This is a genomic window from Actinocorallia lasiicapitis (genome assembly GCF_054778695.1).
This window is the reverse complement of sequence record NZ_BAAGZI010000021.1, coordinates 1-20,851: the sequence shown is the minus strand read 5'-3', so window position 1 is coordinate 20,851 and position 20,851 is coordinate 1. Positions and strand designations below refer to the sequence as shown.

12 protein-coding genes and 1 tRNA gene are annotated in these 20,851 nt (G+C 69.1%); 4 read left to right on the top strand and 9 right to left on the bottom strand.

Annotated features, from left to right (window positions below; genetic code table 11):
• Positions 1-5 precede the first annotated feature (5 nt).
• Positions 6-839: a GNAT family N-acetyltransferase gene (locus tag ACYVE7_RS04680; protein ID WP_460363280.1), complete on the top strand. Its 834-nt coding sequence runs from the start codon at positions 6-8 to the stop codon at positions 837-839.
• Positions 840-879: 40 nt separating this feature from the next.
• Positions 880-956, top strand: a tRNA-Ile gene (locus ACYVE7_RS04675).
• A 371-nt stretch (positions 957-1,327) separates the two neighbouring features.
• Here ACYVE7_RS04675 and ACYVE7_RS04670 read toward each other — a convergent pair.
• The 8 genes from ACYVE7_RS04670 to ACYVE7_RS04635 all read right to left on the bottom strand — a co-directional run bounded on the left by ACYVE7_RS04670 (position 1,328) and on the right by ACYVE7_RS04635 (position 14,637).
• A complete protein-coding gene (locus tag ACYVE7_RS04670; RefSeq protein WP_460363279.1) occupies positions 1,328-1,990 on the bottom strand; it encodes a DUF4276 family protein in 663 nt (220 codons plus the stop codon).
• The gene (locus ACYVE7_RS04665; protein WP_460363278.1) at positions 1,990-3,084 is read right to left on the bottom strand and encodes an AAA family ATPase; all 1,095 of its coding nucleotides are present in this window, start codon (positions 3,082-3,084) and stop codon (positions 1,990-1,992) included. The genes ACYVE7_RS04670 and ACYVE7_RS04665 overlap by 1 nt, the downstream gene beginning before the upstream one ends.
• Positions 3,085-3,124: 40 nt before the next feature.
• Positions 3,125-4,423: a TIGR02679 family protein gene (locus ACYVE7_RS04660; RefSeq protein ID WP_460363277.1), complete on the bottom strand. Its 1,299-nt coding sequence runs from the start codon at positions 4,421-4,423 to the stop codon at positions 3,125-3,127.
• Positions 4,420-8,499, bottom strand: a complete 4,080-nt coding sequence (locus tag ACYVE7_RS04655; RefSeq protein ID WP_460363276.1) for a TIGR02680 family protein — start codon at positions 8,497-8,499, stop codon at positions 4,420-4,422. The genes ACYVE7_RS04660 and ACYVE7_RS04655 overlap by 4 nt, the downstream gene beginning before the upstream one ends.
• Complete coding sequence (locus ACYVE7_RS04650) at positions 8,496-9,647, bottom strand: TIGR02678 family protein (RefSeq protein ID WP_460363275.1); 1,152 nt, start codon at positions 9,645-9,647, stop codon at positions 8,496-8,498. Before ACYVE7_RS04650 ends, ACYVE7_RS04655 begins: the two co-directional genes overlap by 4 nt.
• A complete protein-coding gene (locus tag ACYVE7_RS04645; RefSeq protein WP_460363274.1) occupies positions 9,644-11,170 on the bottom strand; it encodes a TIGR02677 family protein in 1,527 nt (508 codons plus the stop codon). Before ACYVE7_RS04645 ends, ACYVE7_RS04650 begins: the two co-directional genes overlap by 4 nt.
• Positions 11,171-11,251: 81 nt before the next feature.
• On the bottom strand, positions 11,252-11,851 hold the full coding sequence (locus ACYVE7_RS04640; RefSeq protein WP_460363273.1) for a 3'-5' exonuclease: 600 nt from the start codon (positions 11,849-11,851) through the stop codon (positions 11,252-11,254).
• Complete coding sequence (locus tag ACYVE7_RS04635; RefSeq protein ID WP_460363272.1) at positions 11,851-14,637, bottom strand: ATP-dependent helicase; 2,787 nt, start codon at positions 14,635-14,637, stop codon at positions 11,851-11,853. The genes ACYVE7_RS04640 and ACYVE7_RS04635 overlap by 1 nt, the downstream gene beginning before the upstream one ends.
• Positions 14,638-14,791: 154 nt before the next feature.
• Between ACYVE7_RS04635 and ACYVE7_RS04630 the strand changes: the two genes are divergently transcribed.
• Complete coding sequence (locus ACYVE7_RS04630) at positions 14,792-16,426, top strand: N-6 DNA methylase (protein WP_460363271.1); 1,635 nt, start codon at positions 14,792-14,794, stop codon at positions 16,424-16,426.
• Here ACYVE7_RS04630 and ACYVE7_RS04625 read toward each other — a convergent pair.
• Positions 16,399-19,521 carry a type ISP restriction/modification enzyme gene (locus ACYVE7_RS04625; protein ID WP_460363270.1) on the bottom strand — a complete coding sequence of 1,041 codons (3,123 nt, stop codon included), beginning with the start codon at positions 19,519-19,521 and terminating at the stop codon, positions 16,399-16,401. The two genes, ACYVE7_RS04630 and ACYVE7_RS04625, sit on opposite strands and share 28 nt — an antisense overlap.
• 491 nt (positions 19,522-20,012) lie before the next feature.
• Between ACYVE7_RS04625 and ACYVE7_RS04620 the strand changes: the two genes are divergently transcribed.
• The coding region (locus tag ACYVE7_RS04620; RefSeq protein WP_460363269.1) for a serine/threonine-protein kinase at positions 20,013-20,851 on the top strand (839 nt) is incomplete at its 3' end.

Here is a 20,851-nt window from a genome sequence, read left to right as displayed (position 1 = left end):
GGCGAATGACCTTCATGATCCGTGAGCTCGCCCGGGCGGAACTCCCCCTGTGCCAGGATCTCGCCGAGTCGCGCGACTGGGGTCGTGAAGACGCGAAGTGGGACCTGCTGTTCGCGGTCGGAACCGTCTACGGCATCCCGGCCCCGGACGGCGACGGGCTCGCCGCGATGGCCGTGGGCACCCGATACGGAACCACCGCCACGGCCGTCAGCATGGTCGTCACCGCCGCGCGCTACGAACGTCGCGGCCTCGGCGGCCGGCTGATGCGCCACATCATGGACACCTCGGGGACCGACAGCCATGTCCTCACCGCCACCCCCTACGGCCGTCCCCTCTACGAACGTCTCGGCTTCCGCTCCATCGCCCCCATCACCGCCCACTTCGGCTCCCCGTCCTTCACCGAGACGGGCCTGTCCCGCCCCGCCACCCCCGCCGACCTCCCCGCGATCATCGCCCTGGACACCGCCGCCACCGGCACCCCCCGCACCGCCCTCCTCACCACCCTTTTCGAGTCCCACGCCCTGACCTTCCGCGTGGTCGACGCCCCCGACGGCACCCTCCTGGGCTCAGCCGGCGCCTGGCGCTACGAGAACCACACCCTCCTCGGCCCGCTCTCCGCCGACCGCCCCGAAACCGCCATCACCCTCCTGACGGACCTGATCGCCACCACCCCCGCCCCTTACCGAGTCGAGATCGGCGCCTGGCAGCCCGAACTCCTCACCTGGTCCTCCACCCACTCCCTCCTCCCTTCTTTCTCCTGCGACCTCATGGAACAGGGCCCCGCGATCCCGTCCACCCCCACCCACCTCTTCACCACCGCAGCCCTGGCCTTCGGCTGACCCCCACCCCACCCCAACCCACTAGGATCAACCCCAACCAGGGGCGGTAGCTCAGCCGGTAAGAGCAGCGGACTCATAATCCGTCGGTCGTGGGTTCGAACCCCACCCGCCCTACCAACAGGCCCTGTGGCATAAGGGTTTTCCGCGAGTCGTGCGGAACGGACGGCGGGCGGTGCGTCACCACAGTGACGCACCAATGACGCACCAACACCCCCGAGAGGACATGTCGAGGCCCCCACCCGGTGTCGGCGTCCCTCGGACGTGCCCGAGGGGCGGCCGCGTCAGGTGTTCCAGACGCGGCCGCCGTAGGCCGATCCAGCCTCTCCAGGCTCAGCGGGACGCGATCGGGTTCTGGCGAATGGGTGGCCTTCCGATGGCTGCAGAGCAGGTACCAGAGCGAGGTGAGAGCGGCGCAGCAGACGGCCGGAGACGATCGATGGCGGTTGCTGGTGGTCACCGACGCCCTGGTTTCCCGAACTGCTCAGGGCTCAGCCGCTCAGATGGTCTTCCACGGTCGTGAAGCGTTCGTCGGCGTGGGGGCAGCTGGCGCGGATGGAGGTGAAACCGACGGCGTCGATGATCATGGGGCCGTCGACCGTCTTGCGGTACTCAGGGTAGGTCTTGAGGATGAGCTTCGACGGGGCGGTCTCGGGATGATCGTTCACCAGCTCCGGGCCTCCCGCGGCATGGACGTGCGCGGAGAGGCCGGGGCAGGGACGGCCCATCAGATCGACGAGATGGTCGCTGCCGCACAGGACCCATGCCTCGGTCTCATGGAGTACGAGGTGGGGGACGAACCGGGGGTCGTTGACGGCCTTGGCCAGGGCCCCTTCGACGTGCCGGACTCTGTCGACGGCGGTGCCGTTCGCGGGCCGATCGGCCATGCCAGGGGCGTCGGCGGGGAACGCGTAATAGTCGAACAGGGTGGTGAGCACGGTCAGCGAGGTGTCGCCGAGCAGCCGGGTGATATCGCCGAGCAGCCGCGGCCAGTTGCTGACACCGCCCTTGTGGTTCGGGCCTCGGGCGGAGCGTTTGGTGGTGAGCAGCGAACAGGTCAGGTGGACGTCGGACGCCGCATAGTGGGGGAGGAGGATCTGCTGGACGACGACCTCTTCGGTCTGGCCCTCGACCAGGACGTGGACGCGCTTCATCACTCAGGGGCCGGCCGTCCGCCCAGGAGGTTCTTCTCCCAGAGCTCACCGAGGCCGTACTCGTCGAGCCAGGCATCGAGCCGTTCGGGGTCGGGGCGGCTGAACACCGAGGCGCCGTCGGCGCGCTCGACGACGATGAGGTCGTCGATCGAGAAACGGTTCATGAGGGTGACCGACTGGGTGGCGATGAGGACCTGGCTCGTCGCCGCCGCGGTCTGCAGCATCTCAGCGAGCTGGACGATCGCGAACGGATGAAGCCCGAGCTCGGGTTCGTCCAGCACCACCAGCGCGGGCAGCTCCGGCTGCAGCAGCAGGGCGGAGAGGCAGACGAATCGCAGTGTTCCGTCCGAGAAGGCGTTGGCGGGCAGCACCGTCTCAGATCCCTCTTGCCGCCAGCGAAGGCTGATCTTGTCTGCGGCGGCCTCCGGCTCGAGGACGAAATCGCGGAAGAAAGGCGCGACCTGTTTGATCGAGCTGACGACCCGCCGGTAGTGGGTCGGCTCGGACTCCCTCATCCGCAGAAGGACCGGGGCGAGGTTGGCGGCGTCGGCATGCAGCTTTTCGTTGTCGGAGATGAACGAGTTCCGCTTCACCGGCGCGTTCCTGCTGGTGTCGTGGAAATGGTAGACACGGCAGCCGTTGAGGATCTCGGCGACGTGGCCGGCGATGCTCGCCTCGCCCCGTTCCTCGATCTCCTCGTTGAGGAGGCTTTCCCGGTGGCCGCGGCCGAGGTTCAGCGAAAAGGGATTTGCGAACCCGCCATAGCCGATGAACTCGGAGTCGAAGATCAGGTCATCTCGGGATCCTGGCCGGAGGACGGCATTGTAGGAGTTGGCACCGGCCTCGAGAGCGAGGCTGATCCGTGCGGTGCTTCCCGGCTCGTCGTGCAGCAGGGCCGAAGCTCCGCCCGCAAGGCCGACGAACAGCCCGAGCTCGCCGTCTGCGAGGTATCCGAGCAGCTCCAGCGCTCGCACGAAATTGCTCTTGCCGGCGCCGTTGGCCCCGACGAGGACGTTCATGGATCCGAGCTCAACCGCGGCCGATCGGATCGAGGTGAAACCCTCGACCGTGATCTTCGATAGGCGACGCGCCATGCCCCGGCCATCCCTCGGAGGATCCGATGATCGACAATGCTCACTCCAAGCTATCATCGGCGCCCTCCAGCTCCGCGCAGCCTGTGGACGACGCCGGATCGACGGCGCGAAGGTCCTCGATGAGCCGGTCGAGGAGAAGCTCCTCTTCGATCCGGAGTGCTCGGGACGCCATCGCCGAGCTGAGCTCGGGAGACCACGGGGTGGGGAGGGGCCGTCCCGTGAGCGCACCCCCGGCAGGGGCCGCACGATAGTCGGCCACAGAGTAGCGCCAGGGGACGAAACCGACACGCTGGTGGAGAGCCACGGCGATGGAGACACCGCCCCAGTCGAAGTCGCCGTGGTAAGCGAAGACGGCGCCGCCCTCACGGAGGAGGGTGAGTAGCCGCCAGACCGCCGCGGACGGATGGCCGCCGACGCAGACCATGGGAGGGCAGGCGGAGCCAAGGTCGTCAGCGGCCGCTGCGATGACGACCGGGTTCTCGCACAGATGCACGCGTTCGGCGAAGAGGGGCTTGGGATGGCGGCGGAGCTGCCGGAGCGTCAGGACGGCCGGCTCTCCCGCGCTTCGGTGAGCCGCCAGGACGGCGCCTAGCAGCGAGGAAGGTTCGGCCGCGAGCCCGAGCGTGAGGACGGTCGAGGACAACTCGTCGACGTGGACGCCGACAGCGGCCCAGACAGCCCGGCGAGACTCGGCCGACGATTCGCTCCGGAACGGCCGTCCCGTCAGGGCACGCGCCGCCGACAGGACGAGTGTTGCGAGCGGTCGGCCCTCGTCGAGGGCATGGGCGTCGAGACAGGTCTCGGCCGCGAGCCGGCCCAGCGGGATCGAACGAGCGGGCAGGCGATCGAGGACGCTCACGAACGAGGTCAGCAGGACGGCCGCGTCGGCGGGATCGGGAGCGAGACGCCGAATCAGTCCGGTGGCGTCGATCCACGATCGCCATTCGGCCAGCTGCCCCGGACCGCCGGCGACGGCAGCGTCCAGCGGGGCGAGGGCCTGCCGCCATGCGTTCTCGGTACGCAGCCGTTCCGCGGAGAGCAGGTCGACCGGTCCGGTGAGGGCGGTGACGGCGGTGGCGAGCCCGCCGTGGCCGGTGGAGTGGAGCACAGCATCGACTGAGGACAGGTTCACGGTCAGGGACGTCCCGGTGGCGGGTTTGCGGCCGAGTAGAGCGGCCAGGGCCCGGCGCTGCCCGGCGGTCGGGTCGCTGAGGCTGACCGTCCCGGTGAGCGGGACGTTCTTGGCGATCCGCTGCCGGACCCGCTCGACCAGCCACGCGAGGTCTTCGGCGCCGATGAGCCTGCGCAGCCGCTCATCATTGGCCGGGGCATCGTTCATGAGAAGAGTGCCTCCGCGGCGGGCGGGGTCTTCGCTTCCGCGGGAAGGAAGACGTCGGGCCGGGGCATCCGTGTCCGTTCCCGGCCGTCCCACCGCCAAGGGGTGACGAGGACCGCGTCAATGCCGTCTCGGCGGGAGAGCTGGCAGATGGCGAGGCCCGGCACCTGCGGATAGCAGCCCCACTCGCGTTCGCTGGTCATGACGACGTCCATGTCGAAGGTGGCGAGCAGCCCGAGGCACTTGGCGCGGGAGTCGTCGTCGACGCCGGCGAAGGCTTCATCGAGGGCGACCAGCCGCGGGGCGTGCGGATTCGTCGCTGACTTGTAGTAGGCCGAGGCCGCGGCGAACAGCGGCACGGACGCCGCGAGCACCCGTTCGCCGCCGGAGGCGGGGCCCGTAGCGGGACGCCAATGGCCGTCCTGATGACGCTGGATCACGAACTCGTGCCAGCTCCGGTAGTCCAGCGCCCGGGTGAGCTGGTCGGTCCATCCGGCCGATGGGTTCTCGGCGTGTTCACGGGCGATCTGCTCCTGCAGGAACCCGCCGACCGCCGCCCGATCGTCCTCGCTCCAGGCGTCGATCGTCTGGCGGAGCTTGGCCCGCACGGCCTCCAGTCCCTCGGGGGCCTTCTTCGCGGGCCGCCAGAGCAGACGGAGCGTCATACCGGTCGAGGTCGGGCGGGCCGTGAGCTCGCCGTTCATCGCCGCGACTTCTTCCTCGCCGGTGATGATCAGTTCATGGAGTGCCCCGGCGACTTCATTGAGGAGATGGTTCTCCAGGATCTCCCGCTCCTGCGCCGACAGCAGCCGGGCTCGTTGCTTGTTCTCTTCGGTGAGGGCGGCGGCGAGTTCGGGAATGTCCCGGGTGCGGCCTTGGAAGACCACGTCCACCAGCATGATTCCGTCCCGGAGGACCATGCCGACCGAGTGGCCGTGCCGCGACATGGCATCGGAGAGCAGTTTGTGCTCCTCGGTGACCCGGCGCTGGCTGTTGTTCCAGGGGCCGTCGGCGTCGTCCGTCTGCTCCAGCTCCGTGTTGATGGTGCGGGCGAGCAGCACGGCTGCCTTGGCGCTCCAGGGATCAGCCGGGTCGGGAAGCCCGGCCTCGGGTAGCGCCAGCGAGAGGACACCCGTTGCCGCGAAGGACCGGAACTCCTCGACGGCGCGATCACGGACCTCGACCGCCTGCCGGATCTCCTGCCTTAGCGACTGTCTGCGGCCTTCGGCCTGGCCTTGGGCCAGTACTGTCTCCTGCTGGACGGTGCGAGTCCGTATCTCGGTGATCCGCCGCTCGTCAAGCGCCAGCTCCACGTCGCCGAGCCGCCGGAACAGTTCCTCCACCCCGGCCCCCGCCGTCTCCACGAGGGCTCGGTAGGTCTCCTCGGCGACGGCCGCCGCTCCGTGCGCTTCCTCCGCCACGACCACGCTCTGGTCGGCGCGGTCGCGGACGACGGCCAGTTCTGCGTCGGCCTCGGCGACCGCGGTGCGGGCGGCGGAGGCGGTCGCGATGGCCGGCCAGAGGCCCGCGAGGGCGACCTGGTAGTCCGACAGGGCGGCTTTGACGTCGGGAAGAGCCGCCGGGTCAGCGGGAAGACCGACGTCCTGCGCGAACTCCGTGGCGTGTACAGCGGCCACCTCGGCTTCCACACGGAGATGGTCGGCTCTGGCGGCGGCGGCCAGCCGGGCCTCGTCGAGTTCGCGCCTGCGCCGGTGCGCCTCGGCGAGCCGGATGTGGGCCTCCCGGAGCGGGGTGTCGGACGGGAGCTCCCGGTACTCGGCGGACAGCCGCAGCCGTCGGGTGGCGACCGACCGCCGTTCTTCGGCGATCTTCTCAAGCCGATCTTCGACGTCCTCGGCCTCGACGAGGGCCGCCGCGAGCTGTTCCCTGCGTGCGGCCTCCCTGGCGCCCTCGCCGATGAAGACCGCGCTGTCCTTGCGCCAGCGCCCGGCCAGTACGCCGTTGCCCCAGCGTCCGTCGGCCGCGACCCACGTTCCGGCGCCGGGTCCCAGGCCGATCCGGCCGAGCACCGCCGCGATGACCTGATCGGAGGGAACATCGGCCGCGGCCGAGCGGTCGACGGCGGGGCGCAGCACAGAGGCGCAGGTGAGGCCGCCGGAGACGGGGCCGGCCAGCAGGAAGGTGTCGTCGGCGGCGAGGATCCGTCCGTCGGGAGTGATCCACGCGTCGAGCAGTCCGGCTGCTTCGAGCGCGGCCTCGAGGCCCGCTCGCTGGTCGGCGGCGAGCGCGTCGGTGAAGTCCACCGCCCGCCACAGGGGAGCGCCGGGACGCCCCGAACGGCCGTCGGCGGTGCGGGTGTGCGGCATGGGCGGCGCGTCGGTCCCGCCGGACTCGAGGCGGCGGATGCGCGCGCGGAGCTCCCCGAGACGATGCCGGCCATCGTCCTGAGACCGCTCCAGGACGGCGTCCGCACGGGCGAGATCGGAGGTGGCGGACTGGACGGCCTCGCCCACGGCGGCCGCGGCGGGGTTGGCGTCGGACTCCGTGATCGACCATGCGGCCAGGTCGGAGAGGACGAGGTCGGGATCGGGGATCGGGATCTCGGTGAGCCCGGAGAGATACCTCCGGTACAGCTCGCTGAGCTCATCGGCCCGGGACAGGACGGCCCCGTCGGCGGTGGCGATGCGTTCGGCGGCCTCCTGCGACTCCCCGGTGAGCCGGGTCACCTCGTCCCGAGCCCGCTCCCATCGGCGTTTCGCGGACTCGACGACGGCGAGCAGCCGTTCGAGCTCGTTGATCGCGGCGGCCCGCCGCTTGGCGAGTTCGGCGGTGATTCTGCGCGCGTCGGGCATGTCGCTCGCGCAGTCGCGGAGGGCCGCTCGGTGCTCGGCGCCGAATCCGGCGCGTCCCGCCGTCACCTCGGCGGCGTCCGACGCGGCCGAGAGCTCAGTCTCGGCGTCATCCCTGCGACGGCCTAGTTCCTGCCCGCGGCGCTCGGCTCGGGTTACCCGCTCAGCCTGCTCCGAAGCCTCCCTGCCCCGCTCCGTTGCATATCTGGTCAGCCGGGCCGCCTCCGCACCGGTCTCCTTCAGCCGCTGAGCGTCGCGCATCTCGGGACTCTGCCGGAGTGCGGTCTGCCGAGCCTCCAGTCGCAGCCGCTCCTCTTCAAGGCCCTTCAGCCGCTGTTCGGCCTCGGCGAGTGTGGCCAACGCCGATTTCAGGTTGTTCTCGGCCTCGATGAGATCGCGGCCGAGATGCTCGTAGCGGCTGTGGGCCACCCGGAGCACACCGGCCTTGCGCTTGGTGGCGATCTTCGCGTACCGCCCATAGTGGATCAGGAAGGCGTCGGCCGCCCGGCTCGTCTCGTCCAGCGCACGAAGGGCGTCACGCTCCTCGTCGAGGCCGCGGAGCGCCTCGGCGACGGTGTCGACCAGCGCCGGGCTGATCGGCGGGAGCGCCTCGGTGAGGGCCTTCGACAGCAGTTTCTCGTCGGGCTTCTTCGACAGCTGCGGTTGCCGCAACTGGATCAGCAGGTTGATCAGCGCCTCGTACCGTCGTTCACCGAGGCCGAACAGCGCCGCGTCGACGGCCCGCCGATAGTCGGAGGCCCGGTCGTAGACCGTCCCGTGGCCGTCGAGCGCGTCCCGGAGCTTGTCCCGGGTGATCGTGACTCCGGCGGCGGACAGAAGGTGCAGCTCCTCGCCGACGCGCTGCCCGGTGACGAAGAACCAGTGCCGGGTGATGCCGCGGTCCTTGACGGCCTTCAGCCCGCAGCCGATCGTCTTGTACTCGGCGGTTCCGTCGGCGGTGCGACGCCCGAACTCCAGCCAGGTGTAACCGAGCCGCTCGGGATGCGGATGCCGACCGCCGAGCAGCAGGTTCCATTCCATGCGCTTCTGCCGGTCGCCGTCGGGCTCCACCCGGTGCGGGGCAAGTTCGCCGTCCAGCAGGAACGGCAGTGTCAGGGCGAGGACCTTCGACTTGCCGGTGCCGTTGTTGCCGCGCAGCAGCAGTCTGCCGTCGTGGAAATGGAACTCTTCCGCGTCGTAGTGGAAGATGTCCACGAGCCCGGCCCGCAGCGGCTTCCAGCGTTCAGAGTCGGGTAGCGGGAGCGTCATGCTGATTCCTTGATCGTAGGTTCGTCGAGCGCGTACCGGTTGATCGCGGGGAGCGCGGTGACCCTCGTTCCGGCCACTTCGGCGAGACGCAGCGCGGTGAGCCTGCTGAGCGCGTCCGCCAGGAGCTCGGTCTCGGCGCCCGGGTCGGTGACGCCCTTGCGCCAGAAGGTCCGATGTTCGGCGGCCTTCAGCCGCACGAACGCATGAAGTTCATCGAGGGTCGCGGTGCCGCGCTCGGCGAGGTGCTCGGCGACCAGCAGGGTGAGGTGGCCATCGGTGCGCTGCTCGGGCATCCGCACGTCGGTCAGCTCGTCCTTGGGGTCGACCATGGCGATCCCCTCGGCACGGACCTCAGCGACCAGCCCGGTCGCCTCCTCGATGCGCCGGACGATCGCGTGCCGCTGCGAGTGCAGATAGAGCCGCTCGGCTTCGGTCAGTTCGGTGTAGTAGACGACCGGCTCCTCGAGGAACCGGCGGGTGAGCGACCGGCGGAGCGTCTGGTTCCGCAGATCCTCGGTGTCGGGCATCTCTTCAGCGACGAGCTGGGCCAGACGATCGGCCAAAGAGTCCGCGTGGACGGTCGAAGGCCCCCGGGCGCCGGTCAGCAAGGTCGACAGCACCGCGCGTCGCACGTCGTACAGGACGTCCCCGGCCGACGACAGGTACGACTCCTCTTCTCCCGCCACCCGTCGCAGCACCCCCCAATCGAGCAGGAGCCGGACCACCGCCACCAGGTCGGCCCGCTCGGCCCGGTTGTCCAGAGCGAACGTGAAGTCGAGATCGGGTTCGGCGGCCGCGGTCAGCAGCTCCTCGGCCAGCCGCCCCAGGGTGGTCTGGGCGTCGGCGCGCTCCAGCACCGCCAGCGCCAGGCACAGGACGACATAGCGGCGGCGCCCGAACGGCTCACGTGACCGGCCGCGCGCCGGATGGGTGGCGTCGGCGGTGGCCGTGGTCGTCTTGAACAGCCGGGCCAGCCCGGCCTCCACATGCAGCCGCCAGCCGGTCTCGCGGGTCAGCCAGGAGCTCAATTCGCGCTCGCAGCGCCTGACCTTGAGCAGGACGTCGCCGTCGTGCTCGGCGGTGAGCAGAGGCTTGGCGAGGAGCGCCCGCAACGCGGCCCGGCGCATTTCGCGCTCTTCCTCGATCACGGTTCCCCCATCAGGTCGGTGATCTCGATGAAGTGTTCCGGGCCGGTGAGCACGCCATCCTCGGTGACGATCCGCGCCTCCGCTCTGCCGGGGACGATCGACAGCCGTACCTCGAAGGAGCCGTCCGCGGTCACCGTCTTCACCTCGGTCTCGCCCGGAACCCTCGCCGACAGCGCGTCGCCGAGCAGCCCGAGGAACAGCCGGAACGCGCGAGGGTCGAGCACGTTCAGCTGAGAGAGGAGCACGGGCCCGCCGGTGCTGAGCAGCGCACGGGCGGCGGCGGTCTCGGCGGCCTCCTGGTCGGCCTGCTCGCGCAGGAACCGGCGCTCTTTGTCGCGGTTGCGCACCTGGTTCGGTTTGCCGCGCCGTTCGTAGGAGCCGGTCCTGCGCAGTTGCGGTGAGATCCGCAGACGCGGCGCCTCGGCCCACGGGGTGGACGAGTCGGGTTCCCGTTCCGCCCAGGCGTCGAGCGTGGTGTCGGTGACCGTCAGATGCCGGGTGGGGTTCAGTCCGAACGCGATCCGCCACAGCCGGTGCGCCGCGTCGTCGTCGGGCGCCTCGGCGAACCACCGAGCCAGAGTGCGGAAGTCGGCGGACCGGTCCGATCTGCCCGACCTGCGCTCGTTCAGCAGCCCCACGGCATCGATCAGCTGCTTGATCGCGGTCACCGCGGATTGGCGGAGCAGCTTCGCCTGGGCGTCGCGTGTGCTGGTCGAGCGGAACCAGCCGGTCAGTCCACGCCAGCGGTTCTCCCACGCCTCGAACGCCGCCTGTTCGGCTCGATCGACGATGGCGTCGGTGTCGGGGCCGTCCGGGACGGCGTCGGCGGCTTCACGGCGTGCGGCCGACCGGAGCAGGCGGTCATGGCCGAGGCTCTCCAGCTCGTAGAGCAGCCTGACGATCTGCGCACTGGAGTTGGCCAGGTCGGCGATGAACCGGTTGATGTACTCGATCAACCGCTCCTTGTAGGAGATGAACCCTTCGACGTCCCCGTCGGAGAAGTCGATCGCCCGGCGGAGCGAGGCCATGAACGCTTGCGCGTTGTCGGCGAGCGAAGTGAAGCGCTCGGTCAGCCCCAGGAGCAGGAGGTGGACCCTGACCGGATCGGGTGCGTCGTCTGCGGCCAGCACCACGAGCGCCGCCAGCTGATCGGCGATGTCGGCGAGCGCGACCGACTGGAGAGAGCCGCGCAGGGCGACCGCCTCGTGGTAGAGAGCGATCGCCTGTTCGGCGGCATGGCCTTCGGGCGTGAGCTGGAACAGGAACCGCTTGCGGTGGAAGTCCTCGACGGACGTGACCCGGCCGGTGTCGGCGTCGGCCCGCAGATTGCCCCACTCGACGAGCTTCTCCAGCGCCTGGACGAGCGCGTCGTCACTCTCCCTGCCCAGGTCTGCGGCGACGTCCTCGGGCCGGAGATGCACGACGAATCGCTGCTTGGCCCGCATGAAGATCTCGAGGATGGACCGGTAGAGCCCTTCCAGCGGCGTGCCGAGGTGAGCGAACGGCTGCGCGCCCCGGTCCATATCAGATCCCACCTTGGCCACGAAGACAGTATTCATCACCACTCGTATCGAGATGTTCCGTCCGAGAGATTCACGAGATCTCTACCAGCGGTGCCCGGCGGTGGTGGCACGCGAGAGGCGGGGCGACGCTATGCGCTGGGCGGGTACTGAGAACGCGGGGACGACGCTGCCCGCGGGAGCCCGGCGGCCCGAGGCGAGGTGCTGGAAGAGCGCGGCCGTGGCCCGCGTGTCGGCGAGCGCGGCGTGCGCGCCGGTATAGGAGATGCCGAGCTCGTAGCAGCAGTCGGGGAGTTTGAAACTCGGGCCGCGTAGATACTGGCGAGCCAGCCGCAGAGTGCAGATCCCCGCGGAGATCTGCGGGGTGGGCAGCCCGGCGGCCTGGAGCTGCGCGGTGAGGAACCTGGCGTCGAACGAGAGGTTGTGCGCGACGACGACGCGGCCCGACAGCAGCGACCGGAGCCGGGGGGCCACCTCCTCGAAGGACGGCGCCCGCTGCACCATGGACGGGGTGATCCGGTGAATGCGGGTGCCGGACATCCGGCCGCGCGGACGGACGAGCGTGTCCCACTCCCCGGTGACGGCGCCGCCGGCGTCGACCTGGACGACGGCGACCTCGACGATCTCCCCGATGGACGGTGCGAACCCGGTCGTCTCGACGTCCACGATGGCGTATCCGTGCATCAGTTCTCCTTCTGGCGGCAGATTCCGGCGAAGTCACAGGTGGCGCACGAGTCGCACCACCGCTTCAGCCGGGGAAGGTCGTTGTCCCGCAGGCGCTGACCGGCCTCCGAGACGCGTGGGCCGATCTGAGCGAGCAGCGCGTCGTCGACGACGATCCGCTCGGATTTGGCGTCCTTGTCGAGGTTGTGGACTTCGACAAGGTCCGCGCGCTCGCCGGTGAGCTCCTGATAGCCGAGGGCGTAGACGTGCAGCTGGTCCCAGGTGACGTCCTCGGCCTGGGCCCGGGAACTGGACTTGAAGTCGACGATCGAGACCTCCCGGGTGTCGAGGCGCTTGATCAGGTCGACCCGGCCCGTCACGGTCACCCCGGGGGCGGGGTGGATCTCGACGGGCTGCTCGGAGAACTCCGTCTGGTGCAGGGTCGCGCCGTTCTCGCGCAGGTAGCGGCGCACGGCCGCGACGGCGGCCGGCTGCATCTGCTCCACCGCGGCGTGGTTCGCGAACGGCAGGTGCAGGTGCCGCTTCACGAGGACCTCGGAGTCCTCGGCGGTGACGATGTCGCCCTCGATCGCCCGCTTGTGGATCTCAGCCATGACGTCGTGCAGCGACTTGCCGTAGCCGAGCTCCTTGCGCAGCGGGGAGTCGAACCCGTACATGAGGCGGAGCTTGAACGAGTACGGGCAGGTCAGCAGGTACTTCAGGTCGGAGAAGGACAGCACCACGTCGGCGACGCCGTGCCTGGGCCTCGGCTGGAGCCGCGGCATGTCGGGGAGGCCGGCGTCGCGGGTCAGCACGTTGCTGTTACGGGTGGCGGCGGTGAAGAACTCCGACGCGTACCGGCCGGTCTGCTTGCCGTTCGGGGCGAACGTCATGAAGAGGTACTTCTGCGCACGGGTCGCCGCCACATAGAACAGCCGCCGCTCGTCGTCGATGGAGCCCCGGTACCGGTCGGCGTTCGACACGAGGATCTCGTCGATGATGTGGAAGACGTTGAGCCCTCCGGCCCGCTTACCGGGGAAGGTGTTGCGGCGGAGCGCGGGCAGGAAGACGGCCGGCCACTGCATGCCCTTCGCCTGGTGGACGGTCGCGATGACGACGGCGTCGGGCTGGGCGTAGCCGTTGTCGCCGTCGGACTCCTCGTAGTAGTCGGGCGCCTGGAACTGCAGCCACTTGGCGAAGTTCTCGAACCGGTCGGCGGGCGGTGTCGTCAGGTGGATGCGCTCGTAGTCGCCGATCGCGGTGGAGAACCGGCCCAGGTTGTAGAAGACCAGCTCGCCGCGGTTGCCCGCCGACGGGTGCCGGTGGCCGAACGCCGGGACGGTGTCCTCCCTGATCCCGCAGGCCTCCAAGAAGTCGAGGAAGATCCGCTGGAGGGTGATGGAGTCCCAGGGACGGGAGGTGTCCCAGTTCTCTGCCCGGTCGAGGACGGCGACGCCCTGTGCGATCGCGGCCTCGTCGCAGCCGACCGCGGCCGCCTGCCACGCGTCGTGCACATCGTCCGTGGTGATCATTCCGGCGATGTACTGGAAGCAGGCCACGGCCGCTTGGACCTCGGGCGTCTCGAACAGCCTCGTCAGGCCCTTCACGATGTAGGGGATGCCGCGCCGTCGTAGCTCGATGACGAGCGGATCGGCGTCGGCGCGGACGGAGCGGAAGAGGACCGCGCAGTCCGACCAGCTCAGCCCGCGAGGCTCGGCGTCCGCCGAGTCGGTGAAGGGCATGCCCTGAAGCGCCTCGATCCGGTCGGCGATCCAGCGGGCCTCCTCCGCCAGGCCGGGCAGCTCCAGCGCGAGCAGGTCTCCGCGGGTGAACCGCTGGTGGCCGGCGGCCTCCATCGCCTTGCCGAGCCGGTCACCGGCCGCGATCTGCTCGATCACCGACCGGGCGACGCTGATCACCGCGGGTGAGCAGCGGAAGTTCTCGTTCAGCGTGATGCGCTTGACGTCCGGGTAGCGGTGTTCGAAGGACAGGATGTTGGCGTTGGAGCTGCCCCGCCACTGGTAGATCGTCTGGTCGTCGTCCCCGACGACGCACAGCCGGGCGCCGAACCGGATGAGCGCCTTGACCAGCCGCTCCTGGATCGGGTTGGTGTCCTGGTACTCGTCGACGACGACGTACTTGACGTTCTCCCGTACGTGACGGCGTAGGGCCTGCGCCGACTCGTGATCCGAGGTGTCCTCGAGGTAACGGACGGCCTGGACGAGCAGCGCCGTGTAGTCGAAGTACCGCTTCTCCTTCAGCAGGGTCTCGTACTTCTCGAGCCCCTCGGCGAGGTCGGGACGGAGCAGGTCATGGTCGACCTCGTCCTCCCGGAGGACGGTCATGCTCTGCTGGTAGAGCCGGGAGTGCTTGAACCGGCTCAGCGGTTCGGAAACCCCCTGCACCTCCTTGTAGGTGCTGGTCAGTCCCGACTTCGCGCTGTACCTGTCGATGAGCAGCCGGCACTGCGGGTCGTTGAGGACGTTGAACTTGAACGCCTCAGGCGCGTGGCCGTGCAGCAGCTCGAGGCAGTAGCCGTGAAAGGTGCCGATGAACATCTCGGCGAGCCCGTGAACCTCGCCGAGAGTCGCGTGTACACGAGTGTGAACACGCTCCTTGAGCTCACCTGCGGCTTTCTCGGTGAAGGTGATGGCGACGACGTTTTCAGGCTTCACGTCGGGGCGGCTGAGGAGACCGGCGATGCGCTGGGCGATCACTTCGGTCTTGCCCGACCCCGCGCAGGCGACGACGAGCATGTTCACATCCTGAGCCGAGATCGCCTCGTTCTGTGCATCGGTGAGCCACATGATGCCTCCAGGGGGGTTTGGGCGGGTGGCGTGAACACCTTGGCAGACCGTTGTGCGCACTGTCAACATGACCCGTGTACACAAGGCGGTTGTTTGCACATAGCGCCATAAATCGGACTCTTGTGTACACTGGAGGTCTGAGGGAGGTGGGTACGTGGCGGCGCAGGAGGTCACGGCAGCGGAGATCGCCAGAATGGTGGGGGTGAGCCGCGCGGCGGTGTCGAACTGGCGGCGGCGCTACCTCGACTTCCCCGATCCGGTCGGCGGTCCGTCGAGTAGTCCGACGTTCTCGTGGCAGGAGATCGAGGCATGGCTGCGGGCCAACAACCGGACCGTCCTGGCGGGATCGGTACCCGCCCGGGAACCGGACGAGGCGGACGAGTCACTGCCGGACGACCGCCTGGTGGCGCGGCTCCTGGCGAGCCTGATGGCACCCCTCGACTCCGGGCTCGTGCTCGATCCCGCGTGCGGCCGGGGCGAGACGCTCCTCGCTGCTCTGGCGCTCTCGCGGGGCGGCGTCGACTTCGCCGGGCAGGACGTCGACCTGGCGGCGGTGGAGGACTGCGGGGAACGCTTCGGCCGGGCCCGTCGGCACCTGGCGGAGATCGCGGTGGGCAGCCCGTTCGGCGAGGACCGATTGGCGCGTTTCCGGCAGGAGGCCGACGCCGTCCTCTGCCTACCGCCCTTGAGCGCCGTGCACCCGGCGCGGCCCGTCCCGCTGGAGGATCTCACCTATGACCAACGCTGGGAGTTCGGGCTGCCCGCCGCCAGCGACCTGGTCGGCTGCTGGTCCCAGATGTGCTACTCCTACCTGAAGCCGGGCGGCACGGCGGTGATCGCCTTTCCTGAGGATCTGACCGGAAGACCCGCAGGCAGGCGCATCCGGGCTGAACTAGTCCGCTCCGGGGCTCTGAGAAGCGTCATCCAACTGCCGGCTGCCTTCGGCGGTCGGCACGCCCCGCTGCACATCTGGATGATGGAGAGGGTCGGCGTCAGCCCGGACCGCACGGTTCGGATGGTGGACCTCAGCGGGCTCTCGCCCGAACAGGTTCCGACCGACCCGCACGCCTGGGACGCCGTCTACACGGATCAGGCGCTCACCCGGACCGTCGCGGCGATCGACCTTCTCGACGAGGAGGTCGCCCTGGTCCCCTCGCTCTATGTGATCCCGCCGGTCGCGGACGTCGTGGCCGCGTTCCAATCGCACGGCGCGCTGCTGACCCGGCATCTCGCCGAGTTCGCCGCCGGCCAGCCGTTCTTCGGCCCTTCACAGGTCCCTCCCCTCGATTTCCCGCTGATCGAGATCGAGCAACTGGAGCAAGCCGGAAGCCTCGAGATCCCACCGCGCACGGCCGGGCTCAGATCGGGTGACGTGGTCGTTCCGATGACGCCCGATGAGCCGCCACTGGTCGTGGCGCCCGGCGCGGACCTCTCCGGGTTGAACCGTCACCGGGGCTCGCTGCAGATCCTCCGCTGCGACCCGAGCCAGCTCGACCCCTACTTTGTGGCGGGGTTCCTGCAGTCCGAGATCAACCGGCGCCAGCTCCGCAGTGGCTCGACGGGTGAGCAGCGGTCGCCGCGGCGCGCGCGGATCCCGCGGATCCCCCTGGCGGAGCAGCGCGTCTACGGTGAGGTGTTCCGCGGCCTGTTCAGCTGGCTGGAACTGCTGAGAAGGATGGACGCCGTCGCCAAGGAGACCTACGGACTGGCCCTGAACGCGCTGACCTCCGGCGCGCTGGACCCGCACGAGTCGCCTTCGGTTCAGAGCGCGGTCAAGGGAAGCGGCTGACTGCCGGGCGGAGCGATCCTGCCGGACTTCCGCACCCGCGGAGGGACCGGCAGCACGAGGGTGGACGTAAGGTCGGCGGTCGTGATCAGCGGGCCCGCGCAGATCCGGTCGAGCAGGTCCGCTTGGCGGGGTTCGAGATCCACCACGAGGATGAGGACACCGAGCAGCTCAAGGAGCTCGGAGGTGGTGTCCGCGGTCCAGGCTGAGGCGAAGATGTCGTCGAGCGGTGAAGTGCGCTTGCCGCCGGGCCGCTTCTTCCGGTAGTCGAACCATTTCTTCACCACCCGCCAGCCCGCGACCTCGTAGGCCCAGACCTCGGGCGGGACGGGGCTGATCGCTCCGCTGCCGACGTGGAGCGTCAGCGCCCCGGGGTCGTAGGAGATGACGTCCGGCATCTCGTCGGCCGTGTCGGGTATCGGAGAGACGACCCTCGGCCTTCGGGCACCCGATGGGCACGGGACCGTGGATCCATTGGCGGAAGGAGTGCGCGTCCAGGCGCCATAGGTGTGAAGGGCCAGGATCTGATGCCCGATGGTCACCGACTCGGTCCAGACGGCAGGGTCGGCGCTGATCGGCACCCGGATGCCGGGGGTCCTGAGTTCGTCGGCGAGTCTCTTCGTGTAACCGTCGTGAGCGACCGTCGCCGCCACATAGGCAAGGAGATCTCGCGGGCCGACATCGACCGGGACACGTTCGCTGAGCAGCCGGAGCAGTCCGGGAGCGATGTTCGGTGAGAGGGCCGAAGAATCGCGATAGAGCGGAAGGACCCGTCCGCCCCTGCCATTGAAGTGGTGCATGCTCGGGACCAGCGAGGCGAAGGTCAGGCCGGGACCCGCGTCGATGGGGTGGGCGTGCTGTTCGGTGACGAAGATCTGAGCCGGTCCTCGGACGTCCCAGAGTGGGGGACGCGGGCGGTCCAGGACGCGCGCGTCGTAGATGACGTGTTGCCGGTCGAAGCTTCGGAGAGCGACCTCTTCGATCTTGGGGTCGAAGCTCGTTTCACCGATGAGGGGAACGGTGTGATGAGCGGTTCCTGGCAGAGCGGGCGGGATCTTCGTGAGGTTTCTGTCCCCCGTTTCCTTCATCAAGTGGGGTTTCTGGAACTCTGAGGAACGGATCAGGCGTCTCCATCGATGGCGGAGCGTCTCGATGTCAGGGGCATGGACCCAGTTCCGGTTGGGCTTCATCCCGGAAAGGAACCAGGGCATGAGATCGCCCAGAGGAGGATAGGACAGCCAGTCTGAGGAGCCTGAGGGAAGCAGCGGCGCCTGGGCGTCGGCGTCCGTGCAGTCCGACCAGTCCGGGTCGGTGAGCGTGATGCTCTGCAGCCGGGTCATCTTGTCCGTCCGGCCGCCAGTGACGCTCAGGTGGTGAACCTGTCCGAGTTCTTCGCGGTGCGGTTTCCCGGTGCGGATGAAGAAGGCGATGCAAAGAGGATGCTGGACGCCTCGGAAGATGCGGCTGGACACGTCCGGCTGGTGCTGTTCGGGCGACAGGTCGATGATCCAGCCCTCGTCCGTGGTCCGCCGGAGGTAATCGCGCATCCCGGCGTGGCCGCGCCCCGTGAGGAAGGAAGCTGGACTGATGAACGCGACGATCCCTTCGGCGGAGTCGTCGTGGGCGTCGAAGACCTTCCAGGTCGCCCAGCGCCAGAAATAGACGTAGAGGTTGGAAAGGACATATTCGTAGCGTCCGTTCTCGTCCGCGCGGAAGGCATTGAGCGGCGGCTCCTCGCCACGGCTCAGGTCACCCTTCTCGATCCAGCCGCCGCGCCCGCCGGCGTTGTTCCCGTAGGGCGGGTTGCCGATGGCGACGACGGTCCGGACGTCGCGTTTGATCTGGCCTGCGCGACGACGGGAGCGCGCCACCGGTTCGACCGCCTGAGGAAGTCGGACCGAGTCCGGACCGGGGTGGTCGAGGGTGTCGGCAACGAGGAGGTCCAGTTCCTGTTCGGGCAGTTCGGTCCCGTAGCCGACCTTCAGGGTCTGGTGCAGCCCGAGGGCCGCGACCGCGTAGGGGCCGGTCTGCTTCTCGAAGCCCATGAGCCGCCCGAAGAGCGACCGCAACTGCGCGGGGACGGCGGGCTCGCCTTCGACGTCGGCGATGGTCCGCGCCACCGAATGGACGATCTCGGTGAGGAACGTGCCCGTCCCCATGGCGGGGTCGATGATCGTGACGTCCCGGGTGGCGAGCCCGCGAGGCTTGCCGAGTTTCTCCCGGAGCAGCTCGTCGACGAAAGCGACCATGAACCGGGCGACTTCGGGCGGTGTGTAGTAGCTGCCGCTGCGTTTGCGGAGTTCCGGGTCGTAGATCGCGAGGAAGCCCTCATAGAGCCTGGCGTAGAGGTCGGGTCCGGAGAAGGCCGGGTCGGTCCAGTCCACCGCGCCGATGACGCGGAGCATCGTGGTGACGGTGACGCTTCTGCTCTCGAAGGTCTTCTCGGTGAGCAGCGCGAGGGCCTTGCCCATCAGCCCGTGCCGTTTCCCCAGCTGTTTGGCGATCTCGGCCAGGGAGTGCTGTTCGAAGTCGATGCCGTCGAGCCGGGCCAGCAGCAGCGCGAAGGTCACCGTCTGGGCGTAGGCGTCGGCGAACTCGGTGTCGGTGAGGTCAGGGAACAGGAGCATCCGCCAGTCCCCGGCGAGCCCCGCGAAGATCTCCTCCCGGCTGGCGCCCTCGTTCTCCAGCCGGAGGCCCTCGGCGACCTCGTCCCTTAGGAGCCTGCACAGGTTGGCGGTGGCGCGCACGAGCTCGTTGATGCCCCGCGGTGACGGGGGCTTCCACAGGAGGAAGGCGCTGACCACCTGGACGAACGTGCCGTCGCCCGGGGCCAATCGCGATCCGGCGCTTCTGACGTCGCCCGCGAGCGATCCCGTGCACCTCGGCTTGCCGTAATGGTAGACGGCCCAGTGGTTGCCGTCGGAATAGAGCACGTTCGGCAGCCTGCTGAGTTTCTCCCACTGTTCGCGGTCCTTGGTGTCACCGTGCCAGTTCGGCGGAACTCCTTTCCCCGGACGTTTCAGTTCCACATGGCCGACGAGCGCCCCGGCGACGTTGACCACATAGTCGAAGCGGAGCCCGAGGGACCTGTCGCCCACTTCGCCGATGGTGCGAACCTCCACGCCGAGGGCGTGTGCGACGTCGGCGAGAAGTCGCGTGAACGGCTCCCGAAGCTGTTCTTCCGGGCCCCCTATTTCCGCTGCGAGCTTTGGCGTGACGGCGCCGCCGAATCGGGCCACCGCTTCTTCGATCAGTTGTGTGAACGCGGGCTTGGGGAAGTTTCGTGCGGCCACAATAGACTTTCTCATGGCCGAATTAAGGTGTCCATAGCCCCTTTACGGGCAGGTCTTAATGGCGGCATTTCGAACTCGTCGGCGAAATGTGGCGGGTGGTAAGGGTGGGACGACCGTGGTGGCATGCCACCTGGAAGCCAGCTTGCGGTGTGCGCTCAGGTGCATAGAGTGATGAAGGTCCTTGAGTGATCGAGCGACGGGGGAGGGTATGTGGGGTTTTGCCGCTTCGAGAGAATCTCTTGCACTATCCTTAAGGGTCTCGATCTTCGGTTTCGGCGGTATGGGGGCGCGTGGGCATGGAGCCGTTGGTCGCCGATGATCCGCGCCGCCTCGGCTCGATCAACATCCTCGGCCGGCTGGGCCGCGGCGGCATGGGGCAGGTCTACTACGGCTACGGGCCCGACTACGAGGCCGTAGCCGTCAAGGTGATCCGGGCGGAGCTGGCTGGCGAACCCGAGGTCAAGGCCCGGTTCCTCCGCGAGATCGAGGCGCTGCGCAGCGTCCAGTCCCCGACCGTCGCAGGCCTCGTCGACGCCTTCGAGGACGAGACCGAGACGCCCTGGCTGGCCATGGAGTACGTGCGCGGCGTCTCGCTGAAGGATCTCGTCAAGGAACGCGGCCACCTGCTCGAACCCGCCCACGCGGCGGCGCTGGGCGTCGTTCTCTGCGACGCCCTGGAGGCGATCCACGCCGCCGGGCTGCTCCACCGGGACCTCGCGCCCGGCAACGTCCTCCTCGGCCGGAACGGCCCGCGCGTCATCGACCTCGGCCTGGTCCGCGACGCGCTGCCGCAGGAACACGAGCTGACCCTCTCCGGCGCGGTCCTCGGGACGCCCGCCTTCATGCCGCCCGAGCAGGTTCGCGACCCGCGCCGGGTGACCGCCGCGGCCGACCTCTACATGCTGGGCGGCGCCGTGCTGTGGGCCGTCACCGGGCATGCGCCGTACGCGGCCGCCTCGCTCATGGCGCTCTGCGCGAAGGTCATGGACGAGTCGTCCAAGCCCGACCTGGCCGGCCTGCCCGCCGCGGTCGAACCACTGATCGCCGCCCTTCTCGGCAAGGACCCGGCGGCCAGGCCCACCCTCCCCGAGGTCCGGGCCGGGCTGCACGCCCTCGCCACCGTGGACGGCACCCC